This window comes from Kitasatospora sp. NPDC098663 (assembly GCF_044760075.1).
Classification (GTDB): domain Bacteria; phylum Actinomycetota; class Actinomycetes; order Streptomycetales; family Streptomycetaceae; genus Kitasatospora.
The window spans coordinates 1-17,340 of the sequence record NZ_JBIWAP010000012.1; the positions used below are offsets into that span (position 1 = coordinate 1).

The following is a 17,340-nucleotide window of genomic DNA, read 5'->3' on the forward strand; positions in this document are numbered from 1 at the left end:
CCCGGGTCCGCATCCCCGCCGCGTCCGAACCCGCCTCCGGCTCCGACAGGCAGTACGAGAACATCCCCTCACCCCGCGCCAGCGCCCCCAGGTACTTCGCCTTCAACTCCGGCGAACCCGACAACTGCACCGGCAACGACCCCAGCTTGTTCACCGCCGGAATCAACGAGGACGACGCACACACCCGCGCCACCTCCTCGATCACGATCACCGTCGCCAGCGCGTCCGCCCCCGCACCACCGAACTCCTCCGGCACGTGCACCGCGTGCAGATCACTGCCCCGCAACGCGTCCAACGCCTCCTGCGGGAACCGCCCCTGCTCGTCCACCTCCGCCGCGAACGGAGCGATCTTCGCCTCGGCCAGCGAACGCACCGCCTCACGGAGCATCTCGTGCTCCTCGGAGATACGGAAGAGATCGAAGTCAGCCGCCCCTGCGCTGCCCGCCATGATGCCCGCCTCGTCCAGTGATCGAAGTCGATCCGGTGTTAACTACCGTTCAGTAGAGATCCTAGGGCTCCGACCTGCGGCTGCCTAGCGTCCCCGGTGTACAGGCGATCGAGGCCGGATCCGTCGGGGCGGATAGCATCAGAGGCACCCGTACAGGTCGAGTCCGCACAAAGGGGAACCCGTGACCCTCCGCATCTCCGTGATCGGCACCGGCTACCTCGGCGCCACGCACGCGGCCGCGATGGCCGAGTTCGGCTTCGAGGTGCTGGGCCTGGACATCGACCCCGACAAGATCGCCACGCTGACCGCCGGCCGCGTCCCGATGTACGAGCCGGGGCTGTCCGAGCTGCTGCTCAAGCACGTCGCCGGGCACGAGGGTTCGACCGGCCGGCTGCGCTTCACCAGCTCCGTCCAGGAGGCCGCGGAGTTCGGCGACGTGCACTTCGTCTGCGTCAACACCCCGCAGCGCAAGGGCGAGTTCGCCGCCGACATGTCGTACGTCGACGCCGCGATCGACGGCCTCGCCCCCTATCTGACCCGCCCGGTCCTGGTGGTCGGCAAGTCCACCGTGCCGGTCGGCTCGGCGAGCCGGCTCGCCGAGCGGCTGGCCGCGCTGGCACCCGTCGGCGCGGGCGCCGAACTCGCCTGGAACCCGGAGTTCCTGCGCGAGGGCTTCGCCGTCCAGGACACCCTGCGCCCGGACCGGATCGTCGTCGGCGCCCACAGCGAGCGCGCCGAGCGGCTGCTGCGCGAGGTGTACGCCGAGCCGATCGGGGCCGGGGTACCGTTCCTGGTCACCGACTACGCGACCGCCGAGCTGGTGAAGGCCGCCGCCAACTCCTTCCTGGCCACCAAGATCTCCTTCATCAACGCGATGGCCGAGGTCTGCGAGGCGGCCGGCGCCGACGTCACGCTGCTCTCCACCGCGCTCGGGCACGACGAGCGGATCGGCCGCAAGTTCCTCAACTCCGGCCTGGGCTTCGGCGGCGGCTGCCTGCCCAAGGACATCCGGGCGTTCATGGCCCGGGCCGGCGAACTCGGCGCCGACCAGGCACTGACCTTCCTGCGCGAGGTCGACTCGATCAACATGCGCCGCCGCTCCCGGATGGTGGAGCTGGCCCGCGAGCAGTGCGGCGGCGGCTTCCTGGGCCGCCGGGTGGCCGTCCTCGGCGCCGCGTTCAAGCCCAACTCGGACGACATCCGGGACTCCCCCGCGCTCAACGTCGCCGCCCAGATCCAGCTCCAAGGCGCCCAGGTCACCGTCTACGACCCGAAGGCCGTCGACAACGCCCGCAAGATGTTCCCCTCGCTCGCCTACGCCGACTCGGCCCTGGAGGCCGCCGAGGGCGCCCACGTCGTCCTGCACCTCACCGAGTGGGCCGAGTTCCGCGAGCTGGACCCGGCCGTCCTCGGCGCCGTGGTCGCCGAGCGCCGCCTGCTCGACGGCCGCAACGTCCTGGACGCCGACGCCTGGCGCGCCGCCGGCTGGACCTACCGCGCCCTCGGCCGCCCCAGCTGACGCCTGCGGGAATCCGGCGCCCGTGGCCGTCGTTGGCAGCGGCATGACGAGCTACGGCGACGACGCGACGGTTCGCGAGATCCTCACCGGCACCGGCGACACTTGGGCGGTGGTGGGCCTGTCCAACAACACCGCCCGGGCCGCCTACGGGGTGGCCGGGGTGCTCCAGCGGTACGGCAAGCGCGTCGTACCGGTGCACCCGAAGGCCGAGACGGTCCTCGGCGAGCCCGGCTACGCCTCGCTCGCCGCGATCCCGTTCCCGGTCGACGTGGTGGACGTGTTCGTGAACAGCGCGCTGGCCGGGGAGGTGGCCGATCAGGCGGTGGTGGCCGGGGCGAGGGCCGTCTGGTTCCAGCTGGGTGTGGTCGACGAGGCCGCGTACGCGCGGACCAGGACGGCCGGGCTCGCCATGGTGATGGACAGGTGCCCGGCCATCGAGATCCCGCGGCTGGGCTGACCTCAGCCCTGCGCGCCGTCCAGTTGCGCGATGGTGGCGATGGACGGGCGGCGGGCGGCCCGCAGCCCGGCGGCGACGGACTCGGCGTCGCGCAGGACGCGGACGGCGTTGTGCCAGGTGAGCTTGGCGAGGTCGGCCTCGGACCAGTTCCGGCGCAGGAGTTCGGCGATCAGGTTGGGGTAGCCGGCCACCGAGCCCAGGCCGTCGGGCAGGAAGGCGGTGCCGTCGAAATCGCCGCCGATGCCGATGTGGTCGATGCCGGCGACCTCGCGCAGGTGGTCGAGGTGGTCGGCGACGGTGGCCGGGGTGGCGATCGGGCGCGGGTTGGCGGCCTCGAAGGCGCGCTGGCGCTCCATCGCGGGCGGGGTGGTGTCGAGCGGGTGGAAGCCGTGGGCGCGCATGTTCTCGTCGGCGGCGAGGGTCCACTCGATGGCGGCGGGCAGGATGAACTTGGGCACGAAGGTGGCCATCGCCACGCCGCCGTTGGCGGGCAGCTGGGCGAGCACGTCGTCCGGGATGTTGCGCGGGTGGTCGCAGACGGCGCGGGCGGAGGAGTGCGAGAAGACGACCGGCGCCTCGGTGACCCGCAGGGCGTCACGCATGGTGTCGGCGGAGACGTGCGAGAGGTCGACGAGCATGCCGAGCCGGTTCATCTCCCGGACGACCTCCTCGCCGAAGCGGGTCAGCCCGCCGGCCGCCGGCTTGTCGGTGGCGGAGTCGGCCCACGGCACGTTGTCGTTGTGGGTGAGCGTCAGGTAGCGCACGCCGAGCTCGTGGAGGGCACGCAGGGTGGCGAGCGAGCAGTCGATGGAGTGGCCGCCCTCGGCGCCCATCAGGGAGGCGATCCGGCCCTCGGCGCGGGCGGCCTCCATGTCGTCGGCGGTGCGGGCGAGCCGGAGCCGGTCGGGGTAGCGCTCGACCAGGGCGTGGACGAAGTCGATCTGTTCCAGGGTGGCGCTCACCGCGTGGTCGCCGGCCAGCCGGGTCGGCACGTAGACGGACCAGAACTGCGCGCCGACCCCGCCCTCCGCGAGGCGGGCGAGGTCGGTGTGCAGGCGGTCGCTCTGGTCGGCGGCGAGGTCGACCGCGCCGAGGTCGTACCCGGCCTGCTCGCGCATCGCCCACGGGAGGTCGTTGTGGCCGTCGACCACGGGGGCGGTGCGCAGCAGGGCCTTGGCGCGGTCCAGCGGGGTGGGGGAGTCCGGATCGGTAGTCATACCGGCTGTTCTACCCCACCCGCCGCCGGGGCTACTTGCCGAAGCCGAAGGAGGAGGATCCGGCCACCTTGGCGCGGAGCTTCTTGCCCTTCTCGGTGGCCTGGTTGTTCAGCTCGGCCTGGAAGTCGGTCATCCGCTCGGTCAGTTCGGGGTCGAACGCGGCCAGCATCCGCACGGCGAGCAGGCCGGCGTTGCGCGCGCCGGCCACCGAGACGGTCGCGACCGGGACGCCGGCCGGCATCTGGACGATGGACAGCAGGCTGTCCATGCCGTCCAGGTAGCGCAGCGGCACCGGCACGCCGATGACGGGCAGCGGGGTGACGGAGGCGAGCATGCCCGGCAGGTGGGCGGCGCCGCCGGCGCCGGCGATGATGGCCTTGAGGCCGCGCCGGTGGGCGTTCTCGCCGTACGCGACCATCTCGCGGGGCATCCGGTGCGCCGAGACGACGTCGACCTCGTAGGGGATCTCGAACTCGTCGAGGGCCTGGGCGGCGGCCTCCATGACGGGCCAGTCGGAGTCCGAGCCCATGACGATGCCGACGAGCGGGTTCGAAGGGGAGGAGGTCATTCGGTGATCGTTCCTCGCAGGTAGGCGGCCGCGTGGCGGGCGCGCTCGCGGACGTCGTCGAGGTCGTCCCCGAAGACGTTGACGTGGCCGACCTTGCGGCCGGGCTTCACGTCCTTCCCGTACATGTGGATCCGCAGGCCGGGGTCGCGGGCCATGCAGTGCAGGAAGGCGTGGTACATGTCCGGGTAGTCGCCGCCGAGGACGTTGACCATGACGGTCCACTTGGCGCGCGGCCGGGGGTCGCCGAGCGGGAGGTCGAGGACGGCCCGCAGGTGGTTCTCGAACTGCGAGGTGACGGCGCCGTCCTGGGTCCAGTGCCCGGAGTTGTGGGGGCGCATGGCGAGTTCGTTGACGAGGATCCGGCCGTCCCTGGTCTGGAACAGTTCGACGGCGAGGTGGCCGGTGATGCCGAGGTCGCCGGCGATGCGCAGGGCCAGCTGCTGGGCCTCGTCGGAGAGGGCGGGGTCGAGGTCCGGCGCGGGGGCGGTGACCTCGGCGCAGACGCCGTTCTCCTGGACGCTCTCCACCACCGGGTAGGCGACGGCCTGGCCGCTGGGCGAGCGGACGACGTTGGCGGCGAGTTCGCGGACGAAGTCGACCTTCTCCTCGGCGAGCACCGGGACGCCGGCCAGGAACGGCGCCTGCGCGTCCTCCTCGCCGTCGACGACCCAGACGCCCTTGCCGTCGTAGCCGCCGCGGACGGTCTTCAGCACGACCGGGTAGCCGGAGCCCTCGTTCGCGAAGGCGGTGACGTCGGCCGGGTCGGCGACGATCCGGTGGCGGGGGCAGGGCACGCCGATGGCGTCGAGCTTGGCCCGCATGACGCCCTTGTCCTGGGCGTTGACCAGCGCGTCCGGGCCGGGCCGGACGGCGATGCCGTCGGCTTCCAGGGCCCGCAGGTGCTCGGTGGGGACGTGCTCGTGGTCGAAGGTGATCACGTCGCAGCCGGCCGCGAAGCGGCGCAGCGTGTCGAGGTCGCGGTAGTCACCGAGGACGACGTCGGAGACCACCTGTGCGGCGGAGTCCTGGGGCGTGTCGGCGAGGAGTTTGAACCTGACCCCGAGCGGGATGCCCGCCTGGTGTGCCATGCGGGCCAACTGCCCGCCGCCGATCATGCCCACCACTGGAAAATTCACATTGCCCGGGGAAGTCACCCCGCCAGGATATCCGGGCCGGTCGGGGGTGGTGGAACCGCTGGGGTGGGCTGGGCGTCCCAGTCAACCCGGAGCCCTGGGGGCTGAGCCGTTCGGTGGAAGCGGGTAGCCTGGACGGCTAGGTCCTGGTCTGCGCAGTCCGATCATGTGCGTGCACGCAGGGCTCAAGGGGTGGACGCGTCCACGCGATCCGCTCTTCGACCCGCAGGCACATGGAGGCAGCCCGGTATGGCGACGACCGAAGCTTCGAGCCCTTCGCTCTCGCAGAAACTGCGGGGGCTGTCAGGCGAAGTGGTGAAGTTCGGCCTGGTCGGCCTGAGCGGCGTGGTGGTCAACTTCGCCGTGTTCTGGGTGTGCCTCAACGGGCTGGGCCTGGCCTCGCTGCGGTCCAACATCGCGGCGACGCTGATCGCCATCGCCACCAACTACCTGGGCTACCGCTACTGGCTGTACCGGGACCGCGACGCCGCCTCGCGCAAGCGGGAGATCACGCTGTTCCTGGTGTACAGCGGCATCGGCATGCTGATCGAGACCGGGGTGCTCGGCTTCTCGGTGTACGTGCTCGGCCTCGACTCGCACTACGAGCAGCTGGGCGCCAAGGTGGCCGGCCTCGCGGTGGCCACCGTGTTCCGCTTCTTCTCGTACCGGACCTGGGTGTTCAAGGCGCTGCCCGAGCCGGTCGCGCAGGACGCGAGCGGCACCGGCGGCACCGACGGCGCCAGCGGTCAGGAGCTGGCCGCCCAGGCCGAGCTGATGCTGGCCGCCGAGCAGATCCGCTACGCCAAGGCCGAATAGCCGGCCGGCCGTAACCCCCGGCCGCACCTAGGCCGCACCCCCGACCGGCTCCCGCCCCGGCTCAGTCCGTGTGGCTGCGGCCGAGGAAGAGCGCGAACACGGCGGGCTTCAGCGAGAGCAGTTCGAGCCGCCCGCCGTCCGCCTCCGCGAGGTCACGGGCGACGGCCAGGCCGATGCCGGTGGAGTTGCGGCCGCTGACGGCGCGTTCGAACACCCGGTTCCCGAGGTCCGGCGGCACACCGGCGCCCTGGTCCTGCACCTCGACCACCACCGAGGTGCCGGAGGGCCGGACCCGCAGGGTGATCGTCCCGGCGCCGTGCATCAGCGAGTTCTCGATCAGGGTGGCCAGCACCTGGGCGACGGTGCCCGGGGTGCCGACGGCGGTGACCCCGTGCAGGCCTTCCAGGGACAGCACCCGGCCGGTCTCGCGCAGCGACGGGCCCCACTCCTCGACCTGCTGCTTGATCACCTCGTCCAGGTCGAAGGCCACCGCGGTGGGGCTGCGCGGGTCGCGCTGGGTGGTGAGCAGCCGCTGGACGACGTCGGTGAGCCGTTCGACCTGCTGGAGGGCGATGGTCGCCTCCTCCTTGACGGTCTCCGGCTCCTCGGCGAGGGCGGTGATCTCCTCCAGCCGCATGGAGAGCGCGGTGAGCGGGGTGCGCAGCTGGTGCGAGGCGTCGGCGGCGAGCCGGCGTTCGGCGGTGAGCATCCGGGCGATCCGCTCGGCGCTGGTGTCCAGCACCTCGGCGACCCGGTCGAGTTCGGGCACCCCGTAGCGGCGGTCGCGGGGGCGCGGGTCGCCTGAGCCGAGCCGTTCGGCGGTCTCGGCCAGGTCGGTGAGCGGCCGGGCGAGCCGTTTGGCCTGCCAGACGGCGAGCGCCACGGCGGCCTGGACGGCCAGCAGGGCGACCACGCCGAGCAGCAGCAGCATGTTGGCGATCTCGTGGTCGACGTCCGCGCGGGACTGCTCGACGGTGACGACCTCGCCGCTGTTGCCGCGTTCGACGGCCTTCAGCAGGTGGCCGCCGGCCAGGCGTTCGCCGCTGGAGACGACGTCCTGGCCGGGGATCTGCACCTCGACGTAGCTGCCCTCGGTGACCTGGTTGTCGAAGGCCCGGCCGGTGACCGGCTCGCCCGCGGAGAGCCGGTTCTCGACCAGGGCGAGCACCCGGACGGCGGACGCGTCCACCCGGTCCTGGGCCGAGTTGACGATGGTGCGCTTCTCGACCAGGGCGAGCGGCACGCAGAACACCACGACCACCACCAGGACGACGCCCAGCAGCGAGTTGATCATCCGGCGTTTCACGCTGCCGCTCCCCGAGGTGCTCCGCTTCGTCGGCCGACTCCCGGCCGCGTTCTCCGTACGGGGCTAATTCTTCTCGAACCGGAAGCCCACTCCGCGCACGGTGGCGATGTAGCGCGGGTTCGCCGCGTCGTCGCCGAGCTTCTTGCGGAGCCAGGAGATGTGCATGTCCAGGGTCTTGGTGGAGGTCCACCAGGTGGTGTCCCAGACCTGCCGCATGATCTCCTCGCGGGTGACCACCCGGCCGGCGTCCCGGACGAGGACGCGCAGCAGCTCGAACTCCTTGGCGGAGAGGGTGAGCTCCTCCTCGCCGAGCCAGGCGCGGTGGGACTCGATGTCGATCTTCACCCCGTGCGCGCCGGTGGTGAGCTGGTCGACGTTGCCGCGCCGGAGCAGGGCGCGGACGCGGGCGAGCAGTTCGGCCAGGCGGAAGGGCTTGGTCACGTAGTCGTCGGCACCGGCGTCGAGGCCGACCACGGTGTCCACCTCGTCCGCGCGGGCGGTGAGCACCAGGACGGGGCAGCTCTTGCCGTCGGCGCGCAGGCGACGGCAGACCTCCAGGCCGTCCATCTCGGGCAGGCCGAGGTCGAGGACGACGAGGTCGACCTCCTCGGTCAGGCCCGCGGCCAGTGCGGTCGGACCGTCCTCGCGGACGAGCACCTCATAGCCCTCACGTCGCAGGGCTCGGGCGAGCGGTTCGGAGATCGCCGGATCGTCCTCGGCGAGCAGCACACAGGTCATGTGGTGATGGTAGTCCGCCCGGGTATGGCGGACTGCCTTGTGAGGTAGTTCACAGAGCGTGATCGTTACACAGGAGCCCCTTCAGACTCAACACGCCGTCGCAGACCGCCCGTTCGGCGAAGAATCCGGCCTTCAATCTTGAAATTGAAGGGAAATTTGCCCGTCTACCATGGATAGATCGGACGGATCTGCCGCGGACTTTGCCATTCCCCTACCTGATTCGTGGCTTTTGTCATCTGATAACGCTAAATATCGCCACGTAGAGTGGTTCCGTCCACGTCCGCCGCCACCCCCCTTGGCGGACGCTGTCAGGCAAGGAACCCCTACTCATGGCGTCTACCACCCTGGAAGCCGGCCTCACCCCGGCCTCGCCCAGCGGCAAGACCTTCCTCGGTCACCCCCGAGGGCTCGCCACGCTCTTCCTGAGCGAGATGTGGGAGCGCTTCAGCTACTACGGCATGCGCGCCCTGCTGGTGCTCTACATGACCGCCTCCGTCACGGACGGCGGCCTCGGCATGAAGCTGGCGACCGCCGGCGCCGTGTACAGCGTCTACACGGCGATGGTCTACCTGCTGGCCCTCCCGGGCGGCTGGATCGCCGACCGCTTCCTCGGCGCCCGCAAGACGGTCGCCATCGGCGGCACGATCATCATGGCCGGCCACTTCCTGCTGGCCGTGCCGTTCACCGGCGCGTTCTTCGCCGGTCTGGTCTGCATCGCGGTGGGCTCGGGCCTGCTCAAGGCCAACATCTCCACGATGGTCGGCCACCTCTACGACGGCCCGAACGACCCGCGCCGCGACGGCGGCTTCACGATCTTCTACATGGGCGTCAACCTCGGCGCGTTCTTCGCCCCGCTGGTGGTCGGCACCGTCGGCCAGAAGGTCGACTGGCACCTGGGCTTCGCCCTGGCCGGCATCGGCATGGCGCTCGGCCTGATCCAGTTCCTGCTGGGCACCCGCCACCTGAGCCCCACCAGCGACATCGTGACCTCGCCGATCGGCGCGGACGAGAAGCGCAAGATCTTCCGCAAGGCCGGCATCTGGCTGGCCGCGGCGGTCGTCTTCTACGGCATCGTCGTCTCCACCGGCCACTTCACCATCGACTGGGCCGTCTGGCCGCTGTCCATCGCCGGCCTGGCGATCCCCTTCTTCGTGTTCGCCAAGGTGAAGCGCGACAAGGACCTCAGCGCCGACGAGCAGTCCAAGATGAGCGGCTACATCTGGTTCTTCGTCGCCGCCGCCGTGTTCTGGATGATCTACGACCAGTCCGGCTCGACGCTGAACGTCTTCGCCAAGGACCACACCGCCTCGACGCTGTTCGGGATCAACTTCCCGTCCAGCTGGTTCCAGTCGCTCAACCCGCTGTACATCATGGCGCTGGCCCCGGTCTTCGCCTGGCTCTGGATCGCCCTGGCCCGCCGGTCGAAGAACCCCAGCACCACCATGAAGTTCGCCTTCGGTCTGCTGATGATCGGCGCCTCCTTCATGGTCATGATGCTGGCGATGGCCGCCGCCACCGGCGACACCAAGGTCACCCCGCTGTGGCTGGCCATGGTCTACCTGGTCCAGACCGTCGGCGAGCTCGCCCTCTCCCCCGTCGGCCTGTCCGTGACCACCAAGCTGGCGCCCGCCAAGTACGCCAGCCAGATGGTCGGCGTCTGGTTCCTCGCCGTCACCGCCGGTGACTGCGTGGCCGCCATCTTCCAGCTGGTGCTGGGCGACAAGGTGGTCGGCAGCAGCTGGTACTTCGCGGTCCAGGGCGGCATGGCGATCGTCGCCGGCCTCGCGCTCGCGATGTACCGCAAGCGGGTCGTCACGCTCATGGGCGACGTCCACTGACGCCCACACCAGCCCGCTCCGGGGCCGCCGCGGATTCCTGAGATCCGCGGCGGCCCCGGCCGTTTTTCGCTCGACAGCGCCACACAGGCCGTGCCTATGGTGCCCGGCATGACGACCGACCCGTTACCGCGCCAGCTCGCCCGCACCCGGCACTTCACCCTGGGCGCCCCCGCCCACCCGGGCATCACCGCCGACGGCGCCACCGTCCTGTTCCTGCGCAGCCGCGGCGGCACCGACCCGCTCGCCTGCCTCTGGGCGCTCGACACCGCCACCGGCCGGGAACGGCTGATCGCCGACCCGGCCGCGCTGGGCGCCTCCGTCGGCATCGCCGCGTACAGCACCGACGCCACCGGCCGGCTCGCCGCCTTCGCGCTGGACGGCACGCTGTGGCTGGCCGACACCGCTGACGGCACCGTCCGCGCCGTCCCCGTCCCCGGCCCGCCGCAGGACCCCCGCCTCGACCCGACCGGCCGCCGCATCGCCTACGTCAGCGGCGGCGTCCTGCGGGTGGCCGGTGCGGACGGTACGGGCGACCGGGCGCTGGCCGAGCCGGAGGCCGAGGACGTCGGCTACGGCCTGGCCGAGTACGTCGCCGCCGGGGAGATGCACCGCACCCGCGGCCACTGGTGGTCCCCCGACGGCACCGCCCTGCTGGTCGCCCGGGTCGACAACCGGACGGTCACCCGCTGGTTCCTCGCCGACCCCACCGACCCGGGGCAGCCGCCGCGCGTCATCCGCTACCCGCTGGCCGGCACCGCCAACGCCGAGGTCACGCTCTGGCTGCTCGGCCTCGACGGCGGCCGTACGGAGGTCCACTGGGACCGCGCCTCCTTCGAGTACCTGACCGCCGCCGGGTGGGACGACCACGGGCCGTACGCCGCCGTGCAGAGCCGCGACCAGCGCACCGTCCGTACGCTGGCGATCAGGGCGAACGGGGACACCCGGGTGCTCTCCGAGCGGACCGACCCGCGGTGGGTCGAACTGCTCCCGGGACTGCCGGTGCGGACGGCGGGCGGCGCGCTGGTCGACACCGCCGACGACGGCGACACCCGGCACCTGACCGTGGACGGTGAGCCGGTCACCCCTGCGGGGCTACAGCTGCGGGCCGTCCTCGGGACGGAGGGCGAGACGGTGCTGTTCACCGCCTCCGAGGAGCCCGCCGAGACCCACCTGTGGACGTACGAACCGGGATGCGGCGTACAAAGGCTGAGCAGCGGGCCCGGCGTACACGGCGGCGTCGAGCGCGGCGGCACGCTGGTCCTCACCACCGGCGGCCGCGCCACCGTCCTGCGGGAGGGCCGCCCGCCGCTGCCGCTCGCCTCGTACACCGAAGCGCCCGTCGTCACCGCACGCCCCGAGCTGCTCCGCCTCGGCCCGCGCGAACTGCGCGCCAACCTCTTCCTGCCCACCGGCCACCGCCCCGGCGGCACCCCGCTGCCCGTCCTGCTCGACCCGTACGGCGGGCCCGCGATGCAGAAGGCCACCACCGGCGGCGCCTGGCACGAGCAGGTGTCGCAGTGGTTCGCCGACCAGGGCTTCGCGGTGCTGGTGGCGGACGGGCGCGGCACCCCGGGGCGCGGGCCGCGCTGGGACAAGACCATCTACGGCGACAAGGCCGGGCCGGCGTTGGAGGACCAAATCGAGGCCCTGCACGAGGCCGCCCGGCTGCGACCCGGACTGCTGGACCTCGACCGGGTCGGCATCCGGGGCTGGTCGTACGGCGGCTTCCTCGCCGCCCTCGCGGTGCTGAGGCGCCCCGACGTCTTCCACGCCGCCTCGGCCGGGGCCGCCCCCACCGACCAGCGGCTGTACGACACCCACTGGCAGGAGCGCTTCCTCGGCCACCCCGACGAGCATCCCGAGCACTACGACAGCAGCTCGCTCATCACCGAGGCCCCGAAGCTGAGCCGCCCCCTGCTGCTGATCCAGGGCCTGGCCGACGACAACGTCTTCCCCGTCCACGCCCTGCGGCTCTCCAACGCCCTCCTCGCCGCCGGCCGCCCGCACGAGGTCCTGCCGTTGCGTGGCACCGGCCACCGGCTGACGGAGGAAGCGACGGTGGAGAACCTGCTGCTGCATGAACTGGAGTTCCTGCGGCGGTCATTGGGCAGGTAGAGCATGAGCGCGCAGGAAGTCGGCCGGGCCGACTTCCTGCGCACGCCCTCACCCCCCGAGGACGCGGATGGCCTCCGGGCTCTCCGGGGAGTCCAGCCACATGGTGTGGGCGTCCGGGGTAGCGGTGAGGCCGAAGCGGGCGGGGCCGGGGCGGCCCCGGGCGTCCCACCGGCGCCGGGCGGCCTCCACCTCGTCCCAGAGGTTCCGGGGGCCGGACTGGTACACCTCGTACGCGGTGCGGCCACGCTCGTAGTCGGCCGAGGCCCAGGAGCGGGTGTCGCGGCTGTGGAGCCACAGGGTGTACGCGCCGTCGTCGTGGCGCTCTGCCCGCCAGAACACACCGAGCACGGCCGCCCCGATGACGAACTGCTCGAACCACCCGCCCGTGTCAGGCGGGGCGAGGGTGGTGGTGGTCCGCACCCCGTCGGCGGGCCACTCCCGGCCGCGCAGGTAGTCCTCGAACGGCGGCCGGTCAGTGCGCTGTTGGCGCAACCGCATGAACGCCAGCTCCGTGCGGTGGTCGCCGATCTTCATGGCCGCGCGGATGTGCTGCTCGGCCAGTTCCAGATCCCGCTCACGATGCCAGACCCGAGAGCTTGATCGTTCGGGCGTGGGCCGGCTGACGGCGTCTCGTTCGGAGCGACTCCCAACTCCGCTGAGCATCGCTACCGTTGTCCCATGACGGATCTACGCCGGGTGCCGGTCGACGAGGTGTTGGAACGCGTCGAGACGGCCTTGGGGACCCGGCTCGACAAGGCGACGGTGGTCCGCAAACGCCGGTCCGTGGGAGCCGGTACGGAGCGTGGCACCTGGGTGCGCATCGAACGGCGCGGACTCGACCGAATCGGCGTCCAAGGCGGGGACGGGACCCCCTCCGCTGAGGCGCTGCACGGGATCGCGAAGCCCGCGTGGCTGGCCGGCGTCGCCTGGCGGGACGACGCCGAGCCGGTGATGTGGCGGGCCGATGAAACCGAACTGCTGCCATCCACCCCAGTGGGGTCCGCAGTTGTGGCCGAGGACCCCGCTTTGCCGTCCAACTGGTGGCCGGCGCTGAATACCTCCCTCGACGCGCTCGCGAAGCAACGGACGAATCGGATCGCCACACCGGACATGGAGACGATTACCCAGGAGCTGGTGAGTCGAACGATCAGCCAGGTGTTCCCCAAAATCGACGCTGCGGTGAGCGAGTGGTGTCCGGCGCATGCGGATCTGAACTGGGCGAACGTGACAGCGCCCGAGTTCTGCGTCTTCGACTGGGAGGACTGGGGCATGGCCCCACGTGGTCTGGACGCTGCCACGCTGTGGGCGGCGTCGCTTGCCGTACCGGCGCTGGCCGATCGCGTTCGCATCGAGCGGAGCGGCGACTTCGCAAGCCGGGACGGCAAGCTGATGACCTTGTTCGTCGCAGCGAAGATCCTCGGGCCGCATGCGCATCCCGAGGACCCGCGCCTTGAGGGCGCCCGCGTGTTGGCGGAGCAGGTGGCGAAGGAGCTTCAGGCGGACTGACGCAGAGCTGGCAACCGGCGCGGCACACTGGCCTCTGCGCACCATCGGAGAGGACGCCATGGCTCTTCGGATCCCCACCCTTCGCCAGCGACGGCTCGGCGCCGAACTGCGAAGGATGAGAGAGCAAGCTGGCTTCGGCGGCAGCCAGCTCGCCCGTCTGCTCGGGGTGACTCCCGCCCTGGTGAGTCAGATGGAGATCGGGAAGTCCGCCGTCAGCGTGGCTCGTCTCCATCAGATCGCGGAGGCTTGCATGTGTGCCAATTCGCCTCTGGTCGAGGCGCTCGCCGACATGGCAAGGGAGAGAGAAACCGGCTGGTGGGAGGAGTACAGCCTGCGGCTGCCCACAGACCTACTCGATGTGGCAGCGATCGAGGCGCATGCACGGCGGATCGCCACCTACTCGATCACCTTCCTGCCCGGGCTGCTTCAGACCCCGGCCTACGCCGCGTCGGTGTTCGCCCGCGCCATCCCGCCGTTGCCGCAGTCAGACATTGATCTCCGCTTGGCCTTCCGCTTGCGGAGGCAGCAGATCGTCCGCAACGGCGCTACGCCATACACGGCGTTCATCCATGAAGCGGCGCTACGCATGCAGTTCAGCGGGCCAGAGGCGCTTGCCGAGCAACTCGGCGCACTCATCGACCATTCCGAGAGCCATGACATCTCAGTTCGGGCCGTGCCGTTTAAGATCGAATCACTGCCCGGCCCCAGCGAGAATTTCGTCTATGTCGCCGGTCCGGTTCCCGAGTTGGACGCAGTGCAGATCGACATCAGCTTCGGGTGTCCGCTCTTCGATGCACCCTCCGACCTGGCAAGCTACCGCGAGATCCTCGATCGGATGGCATCCGTAGCCCTCTCTGAGGAGGACTCCCGAGACTTCATCCGATCCATCAAGAAGGAGATAGAGGGTAATCATGAGTAGCCCTGCATGGCAGAAGTCCAGCTACTCCGGCTCCAGCAATGCATGTGTTGAGGTTCGGGCTGCCGGCGCGGGCGTTGAACTTCGAGAGTCCGACGAGGGCGAGGTGGTCCTCCGGACGACTCACACTGCGTTTGATGCGTTCCTGCGAGCTGCCAGGGCCGGCGAGTTCGACCGCCTGGTCACCGCCCCCTGAGCGAATCGTTCCGGCAGCCTCCTGCTTCCCGCAGGAGGCCGCCGGTGGCTAGCCTGGCTCCCATGACCAACTCCGCGTGGCAGAAGTCCAGCTACTCTGCCGCAAGCGACAACTGCGTCGAGGTGCGCTCCATCGACGGTTTGATCGAAGTACGCGAGTCCGACGACGCGGACGTCATCGTCCGTACCACCCGCCTCAACCTCGCAGCCTTCCTCCAGGGCGCCAAGGCCGGCGAGTTCGACCACCTCACCACCATCCCCTGAACGAATCGTTCCGGCGGCCTCTTGCTGGGAGCAAGAGGCCGCCGGTGGAGGAGATGCGGCCAAGTTGGCAGGGTCGGGCACCAACTACGCTTGTGGGTCGCACTCTTGATGGTGGCCGCCGAGTCGGGGACCGTCATGCACATCCACGCAACCGAGTTGCAAGGGGAAGTTGCCATGACACTACGGTTCATCGGGATCGACCCCAACACGGGAGACGACGAGTGCCCGACCGTCTGGTACGACGACGAAGCCGACGAGATCGTCGTACAGGGCTGGAAGGCCACCGAGAAGCTGCGCGCCACGGCGACCACCCCCTCTCCTACCCAAGCTGTCGTGCCGGACCTCTGGCACCACTACGGCCGCGCCCGCGCCGACACGGAGCGGACCGTCCCCGGCGCCTTCCACTGGGTCTGGGCCCAGGACGGCGGGCCAGGAGTCGAGGTGCTGGGGGACTTCACCGGCCTCGTCGTGGCCGACCTCGGCGCGGGCGCCGCCCGTCATGCCGCCCACCTCGTCACCCACTACGCTCCGGCTCGGGTCGATGCCGTCGATGCCTCCCCCGCGCAGCACGCGATGGCCTGCGACCTCTACGGCCACCTCGCACCGCACCTGCGCACGGTACGCTCCGACGCGACCGCGCACCTGGAGGAGCATCCAGACGAGTACGACGTGCTCTACTCGGTGTTCGGCAGCCTCGACTTCGCCGACCCCCGCCGGCTGCTTCCGGCCGCTGCCCGCGCCCTTCGACCCGGCGGACTGCTGGCCGCCTCCACTCTGGGCCACTACCTCGGTGGTGCCCCCGCTGAACCGGACGTCCAGCACGCCGACGTTCCGGCCCGCACCACGGACGGCGCCCCGGCAACCATGCACCGCTGGGTTCTCCAGGAGACCGTCTGGACGAAGCTGTTGGACGAGTCGGGGTTCACGAAGATCAGTGTCGACCGGCTCCCTCCTGCCGTACCGGGTGCACGTGCTGCCGACACCCTGCTTGTCTGCGCCTACCGTCAGCCCTGATGACCCCGGGAGAAGTCGGCATCAGGGCCTGCTGGCCCTTCCGCCGCCACCTGAGCAAGACGGTCCCCGGGCTCAGACCTCCCGGACGCCCGCGCGCCAGACCGCGGCCGTCAGCGGCACGCCCGGGCGGTACGCCAGGTGCACGTGCGAGGGCGCGTCCAGCAGCAGCAGGTCCGCCCGCGAGCCGACCGCCACCGACCCCACGTCCGTGCGCCGCAGCGCGTGGGCGCCGCCGGCCGTGGCCGCCCACACCGCCTCGTCGGGGGTCATGCCCATCTCCCGGACCGCGACCGCGATGCAGAACGCCATCGAACTGGTGAAGCTGGAGCCCGGGTTGCAGTCGGTGGAGAGTGCCACCACGGCCCCCGCGTCGAGCAGCCGCCGCCCGCTCGGGTACTCGGCGCGGGTGGAGAACTCCGCACCCGGCAGCAGCGTCGCGACCGTCGCCGACCCCGCCAGCGCCGCCACGTCCTCGTCCGTCAGGTGGGTGCAGTGGTCCGCCGAGGCGGCCCCCAGCTCCACCGCGAGCTGCACACCGGGCCCGTACGTGAGCTGGTTGGCGTGCACTCGCGGCGTGAGGCCCTTCTCGACCCCCGCCGTCAGAACAGCCCTCGCCTGGTCGCCATCGAAGGCGCCCTGCTCGCAGAACACGTCCACCCAGCGGGCGTGCGGGGCGCAGGCGTCCAGCATCTCGCCGGTGACCAGGTCGACGTACCCGGCCGGGTCGTCGGCGTACTCGGGCGCGACCACGTGCGCGCCCAGGTAGGTGGTCTCCGGGGTGTGCCGCGCGGCGATCCGCAGCGCCCGCGCCTCGTCGGCGACGGTCAGCCCGTAGCCGGACTTGCACTCGATCGTGGTGGTGCCCTGCCGCAGCGCCTCCCGGACGAACCCGGCCAGGTTGGCCTCCAGTTCGGCGTCACTCGCCGCCCGGGTGGCCGCCACCGTCGTACGGATGCCGCCCGCCGAATACGCCTGCCCGGACATCCGAGCGTTGAACTCGGCGGTCCGGTCCCCCGCGAACACCAGGTGGGCGTGCGAGTCGACGAAGCCGGGCAGCAGCGCCCGCCCCTCGGCGTCGAAGCGCTCGTCCGCTGCCGGGGCCTGGGCTGCCGGGCCGACCCAGGCAACCGTTCCGCCGTCGATCACCACGGCCGCGTCGGTGAGCAGGCCGAGCGGCCCGGTGCCGTGCCCGGTGTCGTTGGTGACCAGGCTGCCGATGCCGGTGATCAGGGTGGTCGGGGTGCTCAAGACAAAGCCTTCCGAAGGGGGTTGGAGGAACGTCTCAGTGGC

At 71.1% G+C, this 17,340-nt stretch carries 18 protein-coding genes; 10 read left to right on the plus strand and 8 right to left on the minus strand.

Annotated features, from left to right (window positions below; genetic code table 11):
* A partial coding sequence (locus tag ACIQVZ_RS15285) for an acyl-CoA dehydrogenase family protein (RefSeq protein ID WP_402450303.1) occupies nt 1-448 on the minus strand: 448 nt, incomplete at its 3' end.
* Between the two features lie 181 nt (nt 449-629).
* On the opposite strand from ACIQVZ_RS15285, the gene ACIQVZ_RS15290 reads away from it, so the two are divergent.
* Together ACIQVZ_RS15290 and ACIQVZ_RS15295 are read left to right on the plus strand one after the other, a co-directional pair.
* Nucleotides 630-1,967 (plus strand): UDP-glucose dehydrogenase family protein, encoded by a 1,338-nt coding sequence (locus ACIQVZ_RS15290; protein WP_402450305.1) that lies wholly within the window; start codon nt 630-632, stop codon nt 1,965-1,967.
* 43 nt (nt 1,968-2,010) lie between these two features.
* A complete protein-coding gene (locus ACIQVZ_RS15295) occupies nt 2,011-2,424 on the plus strand; it encodes a CoA-binding protein (protein WP_350877418.1) in 414 nt (137 codons plus the stop codon).
* Between the two features lie 2 nt (nt 2,425-2,426).
* On the opposite strand, the gene ACIQVZ_RS15300 is transcribed toward ACIQVZ_RS15295, so the two are convergent.
* From ACIQVZ_RS15300 to ACIQVZ_RS15310, 3 genes are read right to left on the minus strand one after another with little or no spacing between them, the layout of a single operon-like run.
* Entirely contained in the window at nt 2,427-3,641 is a 1,215-nt protein-coding gene (locus ACIQVZ_RS15300) for a dipeptidase (RefSeq protein WP_402450307.1), read from the minus strand.
* A 31-nt stretch (nt 3,642-3,672) separates the two neighbouring features.
* Nucleotides 3,673-4,209, minus strand: a complete 537-nt coding sequence (gene purE / locus ACIQVZ_RS15305) for a 5-(carboxyamino)imidazole ribonucleotide mutase (RefSeq protein WP_402450309.1) — start codon at nt 4,207-4,209, stop codon at nt 3,673-3,675.
* Nucleotides 4,206-5,345, minus strand: a complete 1,140-nt coding sequence (locus ACIQVZ_RS15310) for a 5-(carboxyamino)imidazole ribonucleotide synthase (RefSeq protein ID WP_402450498.1) — start codon at nt 5,343-5,345, stop codon at nt 4,206-4,208. Before ACIQVZ_RS15310 ends, purE begins: the two co-directional genes overlap by 4 nt.
* Before the next feature lie 246 nt (nt 5,346-5,591).
* Between ACIQVZ_RS15310 and ACIQVZ_RS15315 the strand changes: the two genes are divergently transcribed.
* The gene (locus tag ACIQVZ_RS15315; RefSeq protein WP_402450311.1) at nt 5,592-6,158 is read left to right on the plus strand and encodes a GtrA family protein; all 567 of its coding nucleotides are present in this window, start codon (nt 5,592-5,594) and stop codon (nt 6,156-6,158) included.
* Nucleotides 6,159-6,219: 61 nt separating this feature from the next.
* Here the strand turns inward: ACIQVZ_RS15315 and ACIQVZ_RS15320 are convergent, their stop codons facing one another.
* Nucleotides 6,220-7,464: an ATP-binding protein gene (locus ACIQVZ_RS15320; RefSeq protein WP_350877372.1), complete on the minus strand. Its 1,245-nt coding sequence runs from the start codon at nt 7,462-7,464 to the stop codon at nt 6,220-6,222.
* Between the two features lie 63 nt (nt 7,465-7,527).
* The gene (locus ACIQVZ_RS15325) at nt 7,528-8,202 is read right to left on the minus strand and encodes a response regulator transcription factor (RefSeq protein WP_030290974.1); all 675 of its coding nucleotides are present in this window, start codon (nt 8,200-8,202) and stop codon (nt 7,528-7,530) included.
* Between the two features lie 329 nt (nt 8,203-8,531).
* Here ACIQVZ_RS15325 and ACIQVZ_RS15330 point away from each other — a divergent pair, with 329 nt between their 5' ends.
* Entirely contained in the window at nt 8,532-10,040 is a 1,509-nt protein-coding gene (locus ACIQVZ_RS15330) for a peptide MFS transporter (protein ID WP_402450313.1), read from the plus strand.
* A 108-nt stretch (nt 10,041-10,148) separates the two neighbouring features.
* Nucleotides 10,149-12,155: a prolyl oligopeptidase family serine peptidase gene (locus tag ACIQVZ_RS15335; protein WP_402450314.1), complete on the plus strand. Its 2,007-nt coding sequence runs from the start codon at nt 10,149-10,151 to the stop codon at nt 12,153-12,155.
* 48 nt (nt 12,156-12,203) lie between these two features.
* On the opposite strand, the gene ACIQVZ_RS15340 is transcribed toward ACIQVZ_RS15335, so the two are convergent.
* On the minus strand, nt 12,204-12,689 hold the full coding sequence (locus tag ACIQVZ_RS15340) for a hypothetical protein (RefSeq protein ID WP_402450316.1): 486 nt from the start codon (nt 12,687-12,689) through the stop codon (nt 12,204-12,206).
* A 144-nt stretch (nt 12,690-12,833) separates the two neighbouring features.
* Between ACIQVZ_RS15340 and ACIQVZ_RS15345 the strand changes: the two genes are divergently transcribed.
* The 5 genes from ACIQVZ_RS15345 to ACIQVZ_RS15365 all read left to right on the plus strand — a co-directional run bounded on the left by ACIQVZ_RS15345 (nt 12,834) and on the right by ACIQVZ_RS15365 (nt 16,050).
* Nucleotides 12,834-13,661, plus strand: coding sequence for a hypothetical protein (locus ACIQVZ_RS15345; RefSeq protein WP_402450318.1), 828 nt, complete (start codon nt 12,834-12,836; stop codon nt 13,659-13,661).
* Nucleotides 13,662-13,719: 58 nt separating this feature from the next.
* Complete coding sequence (locus ACIQVZ_RS15350; RefSeq protein WP_402450320.1) at nt 13,720-14,580, plus strand: helix-turn-helix domain-containing protein; 861 nt, start codon at nt 13,720-13,722, stop codon at nt 14,578-14,580.
* Nucleotides 14,573-14,773, plus strand: coding sequence for a DUF397 domain-containing protein (locus ACIQVZ_RS15355; protein ID WP_402450323.1), 201 nt, complete (start codon nt 14,573-14,575; stop codon nt 14,771-14,773). The genes ACIQVZ_RS15350 and ACIQVZ_RS15355 overlap by 8 nt, the downstream gene beginning before the upstream one ends.
* Nucleotides 14,774-14,835: 62 nt before the next feature.
* Entirely contained in the window at nt 14,836-15,036 is a 201-nt protein-coding gene (locus ACIQVZ_RS15360) for a DUF397 domain-containing protein (RefSeq protein ID WP_402450324.1), read from the plus strand.
* A 174-nt stretch (nt 15,037-15,210) separates the two neighbouring features.
* Nucleotides 15,211-16,050, plus strand: coding sequence for a class I SAM-dependent methyltransferase (locus ACIQVZ_RS15365; RefSeq protein WP_402450327.1), 840 nt, complete (start codon nt 15,211-15,213; stop codon nt 16,048-16,050).
* Between the two features lie 72 nt (nt 16,051-16,122).
* Here ACIQVZ_RS15365 and hutI read toward each other — a convergent pair whose 3' ends face one another.
* Complete coding sequence (gene hutI, locus ACIQVZ_RS15370; protein WP_402450330.1) at nt 16,123-17,298, minus strand: imidazolonepropionase; 1,176 nt, start codon at nt 17,296-17,298, stop codon at nt 16,123-16,125.
* Nucleotides 17,299-17,340: the final 42 nt, after the last annotated feature.